We start from the raw sequence: 16,158 nt of genomic DNA, 5'->3' as shown, positions 1-16,158 counted from the left end.
CGACGGGGCCCCTTGCGGGCAATTACTTAAGCGCTTAGATTCCTGGCACTGAGAGAAGCGCTGAAGAAGCGCTGAGGAAGCCAACTCCTGTACCACCGGAGGCGGCAGACCGGAACCGAAGCGTGCGGAACCACGCGGAAGTTGCTCCGAATGGGGCTTCTGGGGCTCGGGCGTCTACGAGGTTCCGGGCCTCCGGGGTTCCGGGTCTTCGGGGCCGGGCCTACGGAGCTCCGAGTCTTCGGGCCGGGCCTCCGGGCCGTCCGCGCTCGTCCAGCCCCGTAGCCCCTACGTACGCCTCCCGCATCCGCACTCACTCCCCGTGACCAAGCACCCGCCGATGTCCGCGAACCGACCGATGTCTGGGAACACACCGATGTCTTCGACCTCAAAACCCCCGACCCCGCCGATGGACGCGACCGCCGTGAACGGGGCCCCCGGGGACGCCACCCCCACGTACACGCCCCCCACGTACACGATCCCGGCGGACGAGATCCTCGTGGCGGGGGAGTGGCGGCCGGGCCGCGGTGCTCCGATCACCACCACCGACCCGGCCACCGGCCAAGCGCTCACCACCCTCCGCGGCGCATCGCTCGCCGACGTCGAGGAAGCCGCCGAACACGCCGCGCGGGCCGCCGCCGACCCGGCCTGGCGCGACCTGCCCGCCCACGAACGCGCCCGCCTGCTGCACCGCGTCGCCGCTCTCATCGAAGACGCGGCCGAAGAACTCTCCGCTCTGCAGACCGCCGACACCGGCAAGGCCCGTACCGAGACGCGGGCCCTGGTCCACAGCGCCGTCGGCACCTTCCGCTACACCGCCGCCGCCCTGGAAACCGCCGAGGACGCCCTCACCCCGGCCCGCGGCCCGTACGTCACGATGAGCGTCCACGAACCGATCGGCGTCATCGGCGCCATCACCCCCTGGAACTCGCCCATCGCCAGCGACGCCCAGAAACTCGCTCCGGCCCTCGCCGCGGGCAACGCCGTACTCCTCAAGCCCGCCGAATGGACCCCGCTGGTCTCCCTCGCCCTCGGCCGCATCGTCCACCGCGCGCTGACCGAGTACGACCTGCCCACGGGCCTGCTCTCCGTGCTCCCCGGCCCCGGCAGCGTCATCGGCGACGCGATCGTCCGCCACCCGGCGGTCGGCAAGGTCACCTTCACCGGCGGTACCCGCACCGGCCGCACCCTCGCGCACGCCGCCGCCGACAAACTGATGCCGGTCTCCCTCGAACTCGGCGGCAAGTCACCCACCGTCGTCCTCGAGGACGCCGACGTCGAACAGGCCCTGGCCGGAGTGATGTTCGGCATCTTCTCCTCCAGCGGCCAGAGCTGCATCGCCGGCTCCCGCCTCTTCATCGCCCGGCCCCTGTACGACCACTTCCTTACCGAACTCGTCGCCCGTACCCGCAAGCTTCGCATCGGCCCCGGTACCGACCCCAGCACCCAGGTCGCCCCCCTGGTCCACCACGCGCACCGGGACGCCGTCGCCGCGTACGTCGACCTCGCCCGCGAGGAAGGCGCCCGCGTCCTGTGCGGCGGCGCGGTACCGGACGGCGAGCAGTACCGCGACGGCGCGTACTACCTGCCCACGATCCTCGACGGCCTGCCGAACTCCGCCCGCACCTGCCAGGAAGAGATCTTCGGCCCGGTCCTGGTCGCCCTGCCCTTCGAGGACGAGGACGACCTGGTCGCCCAGGCCAACGACACCGTCTACGGACTGGCCTGCGGCCTGTGGACCAAGGACGCCGCCCGCGCCTGGCGCCTCGCCCGCCGCATCGACGCCGGAACCGTCTGGATCAACACCTACAAGCAATTCAGCATCTCCACCCCCTTCGGCGGCATGAAGGACAGCGGCCTGGGCCGCGAAAAGGGCCGCGACGGCATCCGCGCCCACCAACGCCAGAAGTCCCTGTACTGGAACACGTCCTCCGACGCCCTTCCCTGGGCTACTTGATCTCCTGACCCACCCCTTCGGAGCCTCGGCTGCGCCCCACCGAGCCCGCCCGCACTCCACCGAGCCCGCCCTCGCCCCATGGGCCCGCCCTCGCCCCATGGGCCCGCACCGCTCCTCTCCGGGGGCCCCGCCCCGCCCCCCACCCACCTCCTCCGCCTCCCACCACCGCCCAGCCCCACCACCAGCCCACCGCTCCGCCCCCATCGCCCCCCCGTACGACTGGAGACAGCGATGTCCCGTACCCCGCACCAGCCTCCGCCCCAGCAGCCCATCGCGCGTCTGCGTTCCCTGCGGTGCGTCGAACTGTTCACCCCCGCCTTCACCGAAGCCGCCGACTTCTACCAGGAGGTCTGGGGCCTGGAGGCCGTCGAGGGTGACCGGGGCGCACGCTGGCTGCGCGGCACGGGCGACGAACACCACGTCCTCCAGCTGACCCGCGCCGACCGCACCGGACTCGGCCGGATCGCCTTCGCCGTCGCCACCCCCGCCGAGGTCGACGAGGCCGCCCGCCGACTGCTCGCCCGCGGCATCACGCCCGTCACCGGCCCCGGCCCGCTGGACCAGGTCGGCGGTGGCTACGGACTCCGCTTCACCGACCCCGAACACCGGCTCATCGAGATCAGCGCCCAGGTCGAAGCCGTCGCCCCGCGTGGCCGCGACGGCGCCGTCCCGGTCGGCGTCACCCACGCCGTCCTCAACACCACCGACATCGACGCCGCCGTCGCCTTCTACTGCGACGTTCTGGGCTTGCGGGTATCGGACTGGTCAGAACACCAGATGGCGTTCCTGCGCTGTAACGCGGACCACCACTGCATCGCCTTCAACCAGGCCGAGTGGGCCTCCCTCAACCACGTCGCGTACGAGATGAGCTCGGTCGACCACTTCATGCGCGGTCTGGGCCGGCTGCGCCACCACGGCATCAACCCTCAGTGGGGGCCGGGGCGACACGGGCCCGGTAACAACACCTTCTCCTACTTCACCGACCCTTCCGGTCTCGTCTGCGAATACACCTCCGAGGTCGCCCAGATCGTCGAGGACGCCTGGATCGCCCGCGTCTGGCGCCGGGTGCCGGAGCTGTCCGATCTGTGGGGTACCGCAGGTCCCCCGTCACAGGAGATCCGCTCCCACATGGCCGGTCACCCCGACCCCGGCCCCCTCACCCAGCCGGCCTCCCAGGAGATCCCCGCATGACACACCGGACCACCACGCACAACCCGACGTCGTCCACCACGTCGCCCCTCCCCTCGGCAACCACGGCCACCACCTCCCCGGCGAACCCTTCGTCCACCACGCCAACCGCCTCCTCGGCGCCCCTCCCTTCGACAGCCACGGCGCCTACTGCCTCCCCGGCATCCACCACGCCCCCCACTTCCCGCAAGGTCGGCCTCGTCGGCTGGGGCGCCATTGGCCGCGTCGTGGGTACCGCGCTCGCCGAGGGGAACGTCCCCGGCGCCGAGCTGATCTGCATCGTCGACAACCGTGCTCTCGGCGACGCCCCCGTACCTCAGTTCTCCTTCGAGGACGCCCTCGAACACTGTGACCTCATCGTCGAAGCGGCGGGCCAGAGCGTCGTCCGCGAATGGGGCGAACGCGTCCTGCGCTCCGGTACCGATCTCCTCATCGCCTCCACCGGTGCGCTCACCGATGAGGACCTCGCCTCCGCTCTTCTCGCCGCCGGCCCGGGGCGGGTGTACTTCACCGGCGGTGCCGTCGGCGGCCTCGACCTGCTGCAGGCCGTACGCTCCCTCGGCGAGCTCACCGACGTCACCCTCACCACCACCAAGCTGCCCAGCACCCTCGAACAGCCCTGGATGGACGAGGACTTGCTGTACCGGATGCGCACGGCCACCGGACCGGTCGAGGTCATGCGCGGCACCGCCCGCGACGTGCCGGTGAAGTTCCCCAAGTCCACCAACGTCGCCGCCTCCGTCGCGCTGGCCGTCGGCGACCTGGATGCCGTACGTGTCCATGTCGTCGCCGACCCGGCGGCCCAGCACACCCGGCACGTCATCGAGGCGTCCGGCAGCCACGGCGTCTACCGCTTCGAAGTGCAGCACCTCCCCGACCCCGGCAACCCTGCCACCAGTCAGGTCGTGCCGTACGCGGTGCTGCGCAGCCTCGGCGCCCTCGCCGGGCGGAGGGGGCAGATCCTATGACCGGCCACACCGCTCATCCCACTCTCCCTCCCTCTTCCTCGTCCACGTCTCCTGAGTCCTCCGTAGCCATCGGGTCGTCCGACTCCTCCACGTCTTCTCCTTACGATCTCGCCGGGCTGCATGTCGAGGAGGCCGGCGACAGCGGTCCTGTACTGCTGTGTCTGCACGGGATCGGGTCCTCCTCCGCCGCGTTCGCGCCGCAGCTCGCCACGCTGAGCCGGTACGTGCGCGTGGTGGCCTGGGACGCGCCGGGCTACGCCAAGTCGGCTGATCCGGCAGGCCCGTTCACGCTTGACGACTTCGCCGACACCGCCGCCGCCCTCATCCGGCAGCGTGGCGGCCGCGCTCATGTGCTCGGGGTCTCCTGGGGTGGCGTCATCGCCGTGCGGCTCGCCGCCCGCCACCCCGAACTCGTCTCCTCTCTGATCGTCGCCGATTCCAGTGCCGGCTCGGGCACCGACCCGGCGAAGGCGGAAGCGATGCGGGCCCGGGCCGACGAGCTGGCCGAAGCCGGCTCCCGCGCCTTCGCCGAACGGCGCGGCCCCCGCCTGGTCTCCGAAGCCGCTCCCGAGGCTCTCGTCCAGCGCGTCACCGACACCATGGCGCGCTCCCTGCGGCTGCCCGGCTACCGCTACGCCACCGAGTCGATGGCCGCCACCGACCTGCGTATTGCCGACCTCGCCGCCGTCACGGCGCCCACCTTGGTGCTCTGCGGTGACCAGGACCGGGTCACCGGTATCGAAGCGAGCCAGACGCTCACAGCAGACCTCCATTCCTCCGTGTACGTGATCGTCAAGGACGCCGGTCACCTCGCGAACCAGGAACAGCCCGATGCCTTCGACGCGTGGGTTCTTGCCCACCTCCGAATTTCAGCAGGAATTGCCGAAGCCGGCTGAGGACTGTCCACAGCCCCGCCCGTTAATACGACTAAAGGACGGCACGTCATGCCCATCACCACCACCGACTACGACAACGGCGGCGACCTCGCCCGCTACACCGACTCCCTGATTGCCACCAAGGACTCCCGCGAACCCGACTGGAACACCCTGGCCTTCCAGGCCAAGGCCGGTGACCAGTACCGCCGTGCCCAGATCCGGTACGTCGGCTCCGGTGCCACCGGTAACCACGAAGGCGACAACCGTGTCCTGCCGTCCGGCGGCTTCACCTTCTCCAACATGCTGCTGCCGCCCGGCGCCGAGGGCCCCGAGCACACCCACCACGACGTCGAAGAGGCGTTCTTCGTCCTGGAGGGCCAGGTCAGGGTCGGTATCCACCGCGGCAAGGACGAGGTCGAGTACCGCACGCTCGGGTACCGCGACATGATCGTCGTGCCGGCGGGTGTGGCCCGGTCCCTCAAGAACGAGGGCGACACCGACGCCCTCTTCTGCGTCGTCATCGGCACGCAGAAGCCGCAGGTCCCCACCTACCCCGAGCACTCGCCGATGCACGGCGTCACCCGCGACTGATGCGCACCGTCGTCATCACCGGCGCCGGCCGTGGTCTGGGGGAGGCCATGGCCCGCCGGGCCGCCGCGGAGGGACACCGCGTCGTACTCGCCGAACTCGACCCCGAGCGGGGCAAGCGGGTGGCCGACGAGCTGTGCGCCGAGGGCCGCGACGCCCACTTCGTCCCGTGCGACGTCGCCGATCCGGAGTCGGTAGCGGCGATGGCGGAGCGGGTCGCCGAGCTGGGACCGCTGCACGGCCTGGTCAACAACGCCGGCCTCGCCAACGGCGTGGGCGGCAAGGAATTCCAGGACATCGGCATCGACGCCTGGGACCGCATCATGACGGTCAATGCCCGCGGGCCGTGGCTCGTCGCCCGCGCCCTGCTGCCCCAGCTCCTCGCCGCGGGCAGCGGCCGCATCGTCAACCTCGCGTCGGACGCCGCTCTGTACGGTTCCCCGCGGCTGGCCCACTACATCGCCTCCAAGGGAGCGGTCATCGCCCTCACCCGCGCGATGGCCCGTGAGCTGGGCGACCGGGGCATCACCGTCAACGCTGTCGCGCCCGGCATCACCGAGTGCGAGGCGACCGAGAACGTCCCCGCGGAGCGCCACGAGCTCTACCGGCTCAACCGGGCCATCTCCCGGACCCAGCAGCCGGACGATCTCACCGGCATCGTCGCCTTCCTGCTGGGCGAGGAATCCCGCTACCTCACAGGACAGGTGATCGCCGTCAACGGCGGCTTCACCATGCACTGATCAACCCGCCCGGCGCGCCGGCCCGCGCGGCCACCACCGGGCGCCCCTCCCGGGCACCTCGCACCGCTCGCCACCACCGAAGGAACATCCCATGGACCTGGGCCTCGCCGACCGCACCGTACTGGTCACCGGCGGCAGCTCGGGCGTCGGCCTGGCCACGGTCCGCGCCCTCCTCGACGAAGGCGCACGCGTCGCCACCTGCGGCCGCGACGCCGACCGCCTCGACAAGGCCGCGGCCCGCCTCGGAGCAGGCACCGACCGGCTGCTGACCGGTGTCTGCGACGTACGGGACGCCACCGCCGTACGCGACTTCGTGACCCGCGCCGCCGACCACTTCGGCGCCCTGGACGGCCTGGTCAACAATGCCGGGCAGTCCCGTATGAAGCGCCTCGCGGAGACCACCGAGGAGGACTGGCGCGACGAACTGGAGCTGAAGTTCGCCGGCGTACTCAACCCGCTGCACGCCGCCCTTCCGCACCTGCGCGCCTCCGACGCCGCCGGCATCGTCAACATCAACGCCGTACTGGCCAAGCAGCCCGAACCCCGCCTCATCACCACCAGCGCCGCCCGCGCCGGCATCCTCAACCTCTCCGCCAACCTCGCCCGGGAACTCGCCCCCGACGGCATCCGCGTCAACTCCGTGTGCCTCGGCCTGGTCGACACCGGACAGTGGACACGCCGGCACGCCGCCGCCGACAGCGGACTCAGCTACGAGGAGTGGCAGGCCGAACTGGCCGCCGACCGCGGCATCGCCCTCGGCCGCCTCGGCCGCGCCGAGGAAGTCGCCTACGCGGTACTGGCCCTCCTCTCGCCGCGCGCCTCCTACATCACCGGAACCAGCATCGACGTCTGCGGCGGAGTCGGCCGCGGCATCCTCTGAGGAGCCTCCATGACGCACCATCCCACCGGAGGCGACCTCCTCGTCGCCGTCCTGCGCGAACTCGGCATCGACACCGTGTTCGGCATCGTCAGCGTCCACAACCTGCCGCTCGTCGAAGCCGTCGACCGTGAGCTGCGCTTCGTGCCCGTACGCCACGAAGCCACCGCGGTGAACGCCGCCGACGCCTACGGACGCGCCCGCGGCTCCATAGGCTGCGCTCTCACCTCCACCGGTACCGGTGCCGGCAACGCCGCCGGGTCGCTCATCGAAGCGCTCAGCGCCGGCACCGCCGTCCTGCATGTCACCGGCCAGATCGAGAGCCAGTACCTCGGCAGCGGCCGCGGCTTCATCCACGAGACCAAGGACCAGCTCGCCATGTTGCGCGCGGTCTCCACGTACGCAGCGACCGTGCCCTCCACGGACGCCGCGGGACGCGTCCTCCGAGAAGCGGCCCGCGCCGCCCTGCGCGCACCGGGCGGCCCGGCGAGCGTGGAGTGGCCGATCGACCTGCAGTACGCGCCCCAGCAGGACGAGCACGTCACCGTGGCGCCCCCGGAGACGGCCCACCCGGAGGCTGCCGAACTCGACGCCGCCGCACGGCTGCTGGCCGGCGCCCGCAAGCCGCTGATCTGGGCGGGAGGCGGCGCCTGCGGGGCCGGGGACCGGCTCGCCGAGCTGCTGGCGCGCACCGGCGCCGGACTGTTCACCTCCAACTCCGGCCGCGGCGCCGTCTCCGAGGACCACCCGCAGGTCATCGGCAACTTCGCCACCACACCGGCGGGCCGCGCCCTGCTCGCCGACGCCGACGTCCTGCTCACCGTCGGCACCCACTTCCGCTCCAACGAGACCGGCGACTACTCGCTCGCCCTGCCCGAAGCGCACCTCCAGATCGACGTCGATGCCGCCGCCCTGGGGCGCGTCTACCCGGCGCAGCACGCGCTGCACGGCGATGCCGACGCCGTACTCGGTGCCCTGCTCGCCCGCCTGCCCGAGGAGCAGCCGGCCCCCGGCGACGATCCCGCGACCGGCAGCGCAGAGCCCGGCTGGACCGCCCGCGTCGCCTCCGTACGCGAGGAGGTACGCGCCGCCCTGCACGACGGCATCGGGCCGCAGGCCGCCGTCTGCGACGCGCTGCGCGACGCCCTGCCGCGCCGCGCCGTCATCGCCCGCGACGTCACCATCCCCTCCAGCAGCTGGGGAAACCGCCTGCTGGAGATCTACGACCCGCGCGACAACGTCTTCCCGCGCGGCGGCGGCATCGGCCAGGGCCTGGGCATGGGCCTCGGCGCCGCACTCGCACGGCCCGGTGAACCGACCGTCGTCATGGCCGGCGACGGCGGCCTCGCCGTGCACCTCGGGGAGCTCCTCACCCTCGCCCAGGAGCGGCCCGCTCTCACCCTCCTCGTCTTCAACGACGGCGGCTACGGCGTGCTCCGCAACATGCAGGACCGCTACAGCGAGCGCCGCTCCGGAGTCGACCTCACCACCCCCGACTTCTCCCTTCTGGCCCGCGCCTGCGGCCTGCCGTACGCCCGGATCGCCGCCGAGGCCGACGCGGCGCCCGTCCTCACCGAGGCCGTCGCCTCCGGCGGCCCCACCCTCGTCGAGGTCGACCTCGACGCGCTCGGCCCGATGAAGAACCCGTTCACCCCGCCCGTCAAGATCCCCACCGCGTGAGGAGGCCGACGCCATGACCAGCAACGACACCCAGTCGGGCACCCTCGACCAGGCCACGGCCGCCGAGCCCCGCCTCGACCTGCTCGTCCACCGCATGACCTGGGAAGCCGACGGCGTACTCTCCGTCGACCTCGTCCACCCCGACGGCAAGCCACTGCCCGCCTGGCAGCCCGGCGCCCATCTCGACCTGCACGTCGGCGGCCACACCCGGCAGTACTCCCTGTGCGGCGACCCCCTCGACACCACGCGCTACCGCCTCGGAGTCCTCAACGAACCGGCCTCCCGCGGAGGTTCCCGCTTCGTCCACACCCAGCTGCGCCCCGGGCAGACCGTCACCGCCGTCGGCCCCCGTAACCACTTCGCGCTCGCCGACGCACCCGCGTACCTGTTCATCGCCGGCGGCATCGGCATCACCCCGCTGCTGGCCATGGCCCGCGAAGCCACCCGTAAGGGCGTGCCCTGGCGGCTCGTCCACGGGGGCCGCAGCCGCGCCTCGATGGCCTTCGGCAGCGAACTCGCCGACCTCGCCACCCAGGGAAGCGGCGAACTCGTCCTCCACCCCCAGGACGAACACGGCCACATCGACCTCGACGCCGCCCTGAGTGGCCTCGACGACCGCACCCTCGTGTACTGCTGCGGCCCCGAGCCGCTGCTGGCCGCCGTCGAGGACCGCTGCCCCGCCACACAGCTCCGGGTGGAGCGCTTCGCCGCGCCCACCGTGGAGCGCAGCGGCGACGACAGCGCCTTCGAGGTCGAGTGCCGCCGCTCCGGTACGACGCTCAGCGTAGGCGCCGACACCTCGATCCTCGAAGCCGCCGAGGCCGCCGGCCTGCAGGCCGAGAGCTCCTGCCGCGACGGCATCTGCGGCAGCTGCGAGACCCGCGTCCTCGAAGGCGTCCCCGACCACCGCGACTTCCTCCTCAGCGAGGCCGAGCACGCAGCGAACGCGACCATGATGATCTGCGTCTCGCGCTGTGCCTCCGACCGCCTCGTCCTGGACCTGTAAGCCACCCCGCTCGCCTTGTAGACACCGGAGGCACCGATGACCCCCTGGCCGTACCTGGACGTCCACCAGTCCCGTACGCACGAGCCCACCCCGTACGAGTACAAGCTCGCCGCGACCCTCGAAGAGGTCTTCACCAAGGAAGGCCACGAGCTGGCCGACGTCGTCCGCGGCCTCAACTCCCGGCAGGTGCACGCCCCCGACGGCGCCCCCTGGACCGAGGACACCTTCCGCGCCGAGATGCACCGCCTGGGAGCCTGACATGACCCTCACCCACACCAAGGCCGGCACCACCGCCACCGCCGACCACATCTACGCCACCGGGCTGCGCAACCAGTGGCACCCCGTAGTGCCGTCCCACTTCGTCGCCCCCGGAGGCATGCGCAAGGTCACCGCCCTCGGAGAGGACTGGCTCCTCTTCCGCCGCGCCGACGGCACCCTCCACATGCTCGCCGACCGCTGCCCCCACCGGGGCGCCCGGCTCTCCCTCGGCAAGCACCTCGGCGACCGCGTGGCCTGCTGGTACCACGGCGTCGAGGTCGAGGGCGACGGCACGGTCTCCTCCGTACCGGGCCTGCCCGGCTGCAACCTGGAGGGCAAGAAGCTCGTCACCAGCCTCCCCGTACGCGAGGTCGGCGGAGCGATCCTCGCCTACTTCGGCGACGAGCAGCACCCGGAGCCGTGCGAACTGACCCTCCCCGAACCGCTCACCGACCCCGGTACCGAGGCCATCCTCTGCTACGCGGAGTGGAACGTCCCCTGGCGGTTCGGCATGGAGAACCTCCTCGACCCGATGCACGGACAGTTCCTGCACCACGAGTCGCACACGATGTTCGACGGCGACACCACCGCCAAGTTCCGCATCCGGGAGACCGACCGCGGTTACTTCTTCGAGAAGACCGACCAGCGCGGCGTCAACTTCGACTGGGTCGAACTGTGCCGCACCGGTATCGACTGGGTCGACCTGTCCATCCCGTACCCGCCGTCCGCGGGCCCCGGTGGCCCCTTCGGGATCGTCGGCATGATCTGCCCCGTGGACGAGCACCGCAGCGGCGTCTTCTTCTGGCGCTACCGCAAGGTCACGGGCTGGCAGCGCGACACCTGGCGCTTCCTGTACCGCACACTCATCGAGAAGCGCCACTGGGAAGTGCTCGAACAGGACCGCGTCATGCTGGAGGCCATGCCGCACGACGCCGACCAGGCCGAGAACCTCTACCAGCACGACCTCGGTGTCGTACGGCTGCGCCGCCTCTACCGGACCGCGGCCGAACAGCAGGCCGCCGCGCTCGCCTCCCCCGAGCCCGCCGCAGCGACCGCCCCCGCCGGCGGCTGACAGCGTGGCGCCGACCGCCGCACCGCCCACCGCCACGGCCTCCCCGCGGCGGTGGGCGGGCGTCCTCAGCCTGCTCGCCGTCGTCCTGATCTCCTACGTCGACCGCGTCAACGTCTCCGTACTGATCACCGACCGCGCCTTCACCGAGCACTTCGGCATGACCGGCGACCGCGTCCTTCAGGGCGCCCTGATGACGGTCTTCCTCATCGGGTACGGACTCGCCGCCTTCTTCCTCACCCCGCTGTACGAATCCGCCCTGGGGGCGCGGCGCGGCCTCCTGGTGAGCGTCGGCCTGTGGGCGGCGCTCACCCTGCTCTCCCCGTATGCGCTCGGCGCCCTGATGTTCATCGCCCTCCGCTTTTTGCTGGGCGTGTCCGAAGGCCCGCTGTTCTCGCTCAAGACGATGTACGTCAAGGAGCACTTCGCGCCGCACGAGGTGGGCAGGCCCAACGCGGTCAGCTCCATGGGCGTCTCCCTGGGCACCGCCGTCGGGCTGCCCCTGATCACCTACCTCGTCCACCGCTACGACTGGCACACGTCCTTCGTGCTCCTCGCGCTCCTGAACGCCGCGATCGGACTGCCGCTGATCGCGCTGTTCATACGGGGACGGGGACCGCGCCGCACGAGGGAGGGCCGGACCGGTCAGGAGAGCGCGCCTGCGGGACCGCGGCGCGGCGTCGCGGCCACCCTGCGGGAAGCCCTGCGCACCCCGCGCCTCGGCTGCATCCTGCTCATCGAGATCGCCACCCTGGCCTACCTGTGGGGGAGCAGCTCCTGGCTGCCGGCGTACCTCCTCCAGGAACGCCACTTCTCCCTCGCCCAGATGGGTGCCGTCTCCGCGCTGCCCTTCCTGACGAGCCTGGCCTCCGGCTTCCTCGGTGGCTACCTCATCGACAAGCTGTCCGCCCGCAGGCTGCCCCTGCTGTTCGTCGTCGGCGCGCTCGGCACCGGGAGCTGCGTCCTGCTCGTCATCACCGCGGACGCCGCCTGGCTCGCCGCCACCGGACTCATCCTGGCGGGCGGCTTCTGGGGACTGCAGGGCCCGGCCATCCCCACCCTCGTACAGCGGCACGCACCGGCCGGTACGGTCGGCAGCGCCTACGGAGTGGTCAACGGCGTCGGCAACCTGGTCTCGGCCTTCATGCCCACCGCCATGGGAGCTGCCATCGGCCTCGGCGGCGGCCACAGCTTCGGCGCCGGATACGCGCTGCTGATCGGCGCCCAGGCCGTCACGTTGCTCTGCGGGGCATGGCTCCTGCTCCGGCCCGACCCGCCCGCCACCGAAGAGCCGCCGGTCAGGCCCCGGACGACGAGTCCGGCTCCGCCGCACCCGACTCCGTGATCGACCGCTCCAGCTTCGACAGCAGCCGCGCCAGCTGACGGCACTCGGCGGGGGAGAGGCCGGCCAGCATCCGCCGCTCGTTCTCCAGATGCTCGGCGAACAACGCGTCGATCTTGGCCAGCCCCTCCTCCGTCAGCCGCGACCGCACCACCCGCCGGTCCTCCGGATCGCGCTCCCGCACGATCAGGCCGTCCTTCTCCAGCCGGTCGATCCGCAGCGTCACGCCCGCCGACGAGATCAGCCCCGAATCGGCCAGCTGACCCGCCGTGCGCCGGTACGGCTTCCCCGCCCTGCGCAGCGCCGTCAGCACATCGAACCCGGCCACCGAGAGACCGTGCGACTCCACCGAAGCCGTCAGCTTCGCGCTGTACCGCAGGAACGTACGGTGCAGCCGCGCCAGCACCTCCAGCGGCGAGGTGTCCAGCTCCGGCCGCTCCCGCCGCCAGTCCTCGATGATGCCGGCCACCGCGTCCCGCGCCGCCGTCTTCCTCGCCATCTCGGCACCCTCCCCGGGCTCGCCCCTCGGGCCGGGCACCCGGCCGTGATCTTCCGGAAATCTTAGTACTGAGAAGCCGCGCCGCTTAACGGTCAGGGGCCGCCGGTGGACGCTTCCCGCCACCGCTCCGGCGGCTTTCGGCAGCCGTCGCCCTCGCCCTCGCGCCCTCCCGGCCAGGCCGCACACCGGCCCGATGCCCCGGTCACAGCCCCGCCAGGCCGAGTTATCCACAGGCTCGGAGGCATGGGTGCGCGGAGCCGCCGACCTGCGGCAGCATGACGCCATGCCCGCATTGACGCGCGACGAAGCGCAAACCCGAGCCCGCATCCTCGACGTCCACCACTACGACATCGACCTCGACCTCACCACCGGCGAGGAGCACTTCACCACCCGCACGGTCATCCGCTTCAGCGCGCGCACTTCGGGCGACACCTTCCTCGACCTCAAGCCCGATCACCTGCACAGCATCACCCTCGACGGCCGGCCCCTCGACCCCGCCGACCTGCAGGACAACCACTTCCCGCTCACCGGCCTCACCCCCGGCGAGCACGAGCTGCACGTCGAAGCCACCATGCGGTACTCACGCACCGGCGAAGGCATGCACCGCTTCACCGACCCCGCCGACGGCGAGACCTACGTCTACACCCAGCTGTTCATGGAAGACGTCCAGCGCGTCTTCCCCGCCTTCGACCAGCCCGACCTCAAAGCCGTCTTCGCCCTCACCGTCACCGCCCCCGACGGCTGGACCGTCCTCGGCAACTCCCGCGAGACCCGCACCCCCGAAGGCCGCTGGACCCTCGCGCCCACGCCGCCCATCAGCACCTACCTGGTCGCCGTCGCCGCCGGCCCCTGGCACTCCGTCCGCACCGAGCACGCCGGCCTCCCGTTCGGCATCCACTGCCGCCGCTCCCTCGCTCCCTACCTCAACGCCGACGCCGACGAGATCCTCGACATCACCCGCCGCTGCTACGACCGCTACCACCAGCTCTTCGACGAGCCCTACCCCTTCGACTCCTACGACCAGGCGTTCGTCCCCGAATTCAACGCCGGCGCCATGGAGAACCCCGGACTCGTCACCTTCCGCGACGAATTCGTCTACCGCTCCGCCGTCACCGACACCGAGCGCCAGACCCGCGGCATGGTCATCGCCCACGAAATGGCCCACATGTGGTTCGGCGACCTCGTCACCCTCGCCTGGTGGGACGACATCTGGCTCAACGAGTCCTTCGCCGAATACATGGGGTACCAAGTCCTCAGCGAAGCCACCCACTTCACCGACACCTGGACCGACTTCGGCGTCGCCCGCAAGAGCTGGGGATACGACGCCGACCAGCGCCCCTCCACCCACCCCGTCGCCCCCGCCCCCGACGCCGTCCCCGACACCGCCTCCGCCTTCCTCAACTTCGACGGCATCTCCTACGCCAAGGGCGCCTCCGCACTGCGCCAACTCGTCGCCTGGATGGGTGAAAAGGACTTCCTCGCCGGCATCAACGACCACTTCGCCCGGCACCGCTTCGGCAACGCCACCCTCGCCGACTTCACCGACTCCCTCGCCCGCGCCACCGACCGCGACGTCCACGCCTGGGCCGACAAGTGGCTGCGCACCACCGGAGTCGACACCCTCACCCCCGCCATCGACGAGACCACCGAAGGCTCCTGGGCCCTCACCGTCACCCACGAGGGCGACCGCCCGCACCACCTCACGATCGGCCTCTACGACCAGGACCCCACCACCCCCGGCCGCCTCGTCCCCCGCGCACCCCTCACCCACGACCTGCCCGGAGGCCGCACCCACACCATCCCGGGCCGCCGCCCCGACCTCGTCCTGCTCAACGACGGCGACCTCACCTACGCCAAGGTCCGCCTCGACCCCACCTCCTGGACCACCGCACAGACCGCCCTCTCCGGCCTCCCCGACCCCCTCACCCGCGCCGTGGTCTGGAACGCCGCCCGCGACATGGTCCGCGACGGCGAACTGCCCCCCGCCGCCTACCTCGAAGCCGTCCGCGCCCACCTCCCGCACGAGACCGACACCGCCCTCGTCCAAGGCGTACTGGCCTTCGCCCGCAGCCAGATCGCCGACCGCTACCTCCCCGCGGCCGACCGCCCCGCCGCCCTCACCACCCTCGTCGACCTCTGCCGCGACATCCTCCGCCGCACCGAAGGCAGCGAGAACGGCGACCGGCAGGGCCTCCGCCTGGCAGCCGTCCGCACCTTCATCGACAGCGCCACCACCCCCGAAGGCATCCAGGACTGGCTCGACGGCGACACCGTCCCCGGCGGCCCCGCCCTCGACCCCGAACTGCGCTGGCGCATCCTCGGCCGCCTCGCCGTCCTCGGCGCCACCACACCCACCGCCATCGACGCCGAACTGACCCGCGACCCCAGCGCCAGCGGCAAGGAAGGCGCCGCCCGCTGCCACGCCGCGCTCCCCGACCCGGCCGCCAAGAAGACCGCCTGGGACGCCATGTTCACCACCGACACCGCCGACGACCTGTCCACCTACCTCTTCACCGCCACCGCCACCGGCTTCTGGGCCCCCGAACAGGCCGACCTCGTACGCCCCTACGTGGAGCGGTACTTCACCGACGCCGTCACCCTCGCCGAGCGCCGAGGCCCGGCCCTGGCAGAAGCCGCCGGCCGGTACGCGTTCCCCGCACCGTTCGTCGAGGCAGGAACCCTCCGGCTCGGCGAGGCCTGCTTGCGCGACGCCGAGCCCACTCCCGCCCTCCGGCGCAAGCTCGCCGACCAGCTCGACGACCTCCGCCGCGCGTTGGCCGTGCGGGACGCCCAGGGGTGAGATCCGGGCAGGGGTGAAATCCGGGGGAGCTCAGGTCCCTCAGGGGACCTCGAGCGCTTTGCCGGGGTGCGGGAGCGGCAGCGAACAGTGTGGGGCGGGCCCATACCAGATCCGTTCGCCGAAACCCGTACGCGCGTCCCTCGTGCGAGTGGACTCCACCCGCATCTCGGCGAAGTACTCGACACCGGAAGTAACTTAGGTCGCCCTAAACCAATCGATTCCCCAACAAGAAGGGCACATTCATGCCTGTGCCCGCCCCAGGCGCCCCGGCCCCAGGCGACAGCACCCCCGAAAGCCCCCCAAGCCCCACGAGT

General features: G+C 71.7%; 14 protein-coding genes. 13 read left to right on the top strand and 1 reads right to left on the bottom strand.

The annotated features are described in order from the left end of the window. Positions 1–475: 475 nt before the first annotated feature. The 12 genes from IF04_RS0114875 (at position 476) to IF04_RS0114820 (ending at position 12,548) form a co-directional block, all read left to right on the top strand. The gene (locus tag IF04_RS0114875) at positions 476–1,954 is read left to right on the top strand and encodes an aldehyde dehydrogenase family protein (protein ID WP_030256306.1); all 1,479 of its coding nucleotides are present in this window, start codon (positions 476–478) and stop codon (positions 1,952–1,954) included. Positions 1,955–2,185: 231 nt separating this feature from the next. Continuing rightward, positions 2,186–3,145, top strand: coding sequence for a VOC family protein (locus tag IF04_RS0114870; RefSeq protein WP_030256303.1), 960 nt, complete (start codon positions 2,186–2,188; stop codon positions 3,143–3,145). Next, positions 3,142–4,110 (top strand): aspartate dehydrogenase domain-containing protein, encoded by a 969-nt coding sequence (locus IF04_RS0114865; RefSeq protein ID WP_078600327.1) that lies wholly within the window; start codon positions 3,142–3,144, stop codon positions 4,108–4,110. The genes IF04_RS0114870 and IF04_RS0114865 overlap by 4 nt, the downstream gene beginning before the upstream one ends. Beyond that, positions 4,107–5,006, top strand: a complete 900-nt coding sequence (locus IF04_RS0114860) for an alpha/beta fold hydrolase (RefSeq protein WP_078600325.1) — start codon at positions 4,107–4,109, stop codon at positions 5,004–5,006. Before IF04_RS0114865 ends, IF04_RS0114860 begins: the two co-directional genes overlap by 4 nt. Positions 5,007–5,054: 48 nt before the next feature. Continuing rightward, positions 5,055–5,576: a cupin domain-containing protein gene (locus tag IF04_RS0114855; RefSeq protein ID WP_030256295.1), complete on the top strand. Its 522-nt coding sequence runs from the start codon at positions 5,055–5,057 to the stop codon at positions 5,574–5,576. Beyond that, positions 5,576–6,313, top strand: coding sequence for an SDR family oxidoreductase (locus tag IF04_RS0114850; protein ID WP_030256293.1), 738 nt, complete (start codon positions 5,576–5,578; stop codon positions 6,311–6,313). The genes IF04_RS0114855 and IF04_RS0114850 overlap by 1 nt, the downstream gene beginning before the upstream one ends. 91 nt (positions 6,314–6,404) lie before the next feature. Next, complete coding sequence (locus IF04_RS0114845) at positions 6,405–7,193, top strand: SDR family oxidoreductase (RefSeq protein WP_030256291.1); 789 nt, start codon at positions 6,405–6,407, stop codon at positions 7,191–7,193. Positions 7,194–7,202: 9 nt separating this feature from the next. Then, entirely contained in the window at positions 7,203–8,870 is a 1,668-nt protein-coding gene (locus IF04_RS0114840) for a thiamine pyrophosphate-binding protein (RefSeq protein ID WP_030256290.1), read from the top strand. A gap of 13 nt (positions 8,871–8,883) precedes the next feature. Continuing rightward, positions 8,884–9,876 carry a PDR/VanB family oxidoreductase gene (locus IF04_RS0114835; protein WP_051831255.1) on the top strand — a complete coding sequence of 331 codons (993 nt, stop codon included), beginning with the start codon at positions 8,884–8,886 and terminating at the stop codon, positions 9,874–9,876. Between the two features lie 36 nt (positions 9,877–9,912). Continuing rightward, the gene (locus tag IF04_RS0114830; protein ID WP_030256285.1) at positions 9,913–10,134 is read left to right on the top strand and encodes a recombinase-like helix-turn-helix domain-containing protein; all 222 of its coding nucleotides are present in this window, start codon (positions 9,913–9,915) and stop codon (positions 10,132–10,134) included. 1 nt (position 10,135) lies between these two features. After that, positions 10,136–11,206, top strand: a complete 1,071-nt coding sequence (locus IF04_RS0114825) for an aromatic ring-hydroxylating oxygenase subunit alpha (protein ID WP_030256283.1) — start codon at positions 10,136–10,138, stop codon at positions 11,204–11,206. Between the two features lie 4 nt (positions 11,207–11,210). Then, positions 11,211–12,548, top strand: a complete 1,338-nt coding sequence (locus IF04_RS0114820) for an MFS transporter (protein WP_051831254.1) — start codon at positions 11,211–11,213, stop codon at positions 12,546–12,548. On the opposite strand, the gene IF04_RS0114815 is transcribed toward IF04_RS0114820, so the two are convergent. Next, positions 12,502–13,044 carry a MarR family winged helix-turn-helix transcriptional regulator gene (locus tag IF04_RS0114815; protein ID WP_030256278.1) on the bottom strand — a complete coding sequence of 181 codons (543 nt, stop codon included), beginning with the start codon at positions 13,042–13,044 and terminating at the stop codon, positions 12,502–12,504. The genes IF04_RS0114820 and IF04_RS0114815 overlap by 47 nt on opposite strands. 283 nt (positions 13,045–13,327) lie before the next feature. Here IF04_RS0114815 and pepN point away from each other — a divergent pair, with 283 nt between their 5' ends. Further along, complete coding sequence (gene pepN, locus IF04_RS0114810) at positions 13,328–15,844, top strand: aminopeptidase N (RefSeq protein ID WP_030256275.1); 2,517 nt, start codon at positions 13,328–13,330, stop codon at positions 15,842–15,844. Positions 15,845–16,158: the final 314 nt, after the last annotated feature.

The sequence above is a fragment of the Streptomyces violens genome, assembly GCF_000717745.1.
In the GTDB taxonomy this organism is placed as follows: Bacteria; Actinomycetota; Actinomycetes; order Streptomycetales; family Streptomycetaceae; genus Streptomyces; species Streptomyces violens.
The sequence above is the reverse complement of the archived record's forward strand: the minus strand, read 5'-3'. Positions and strand labels throughout refer to the sequence as shown.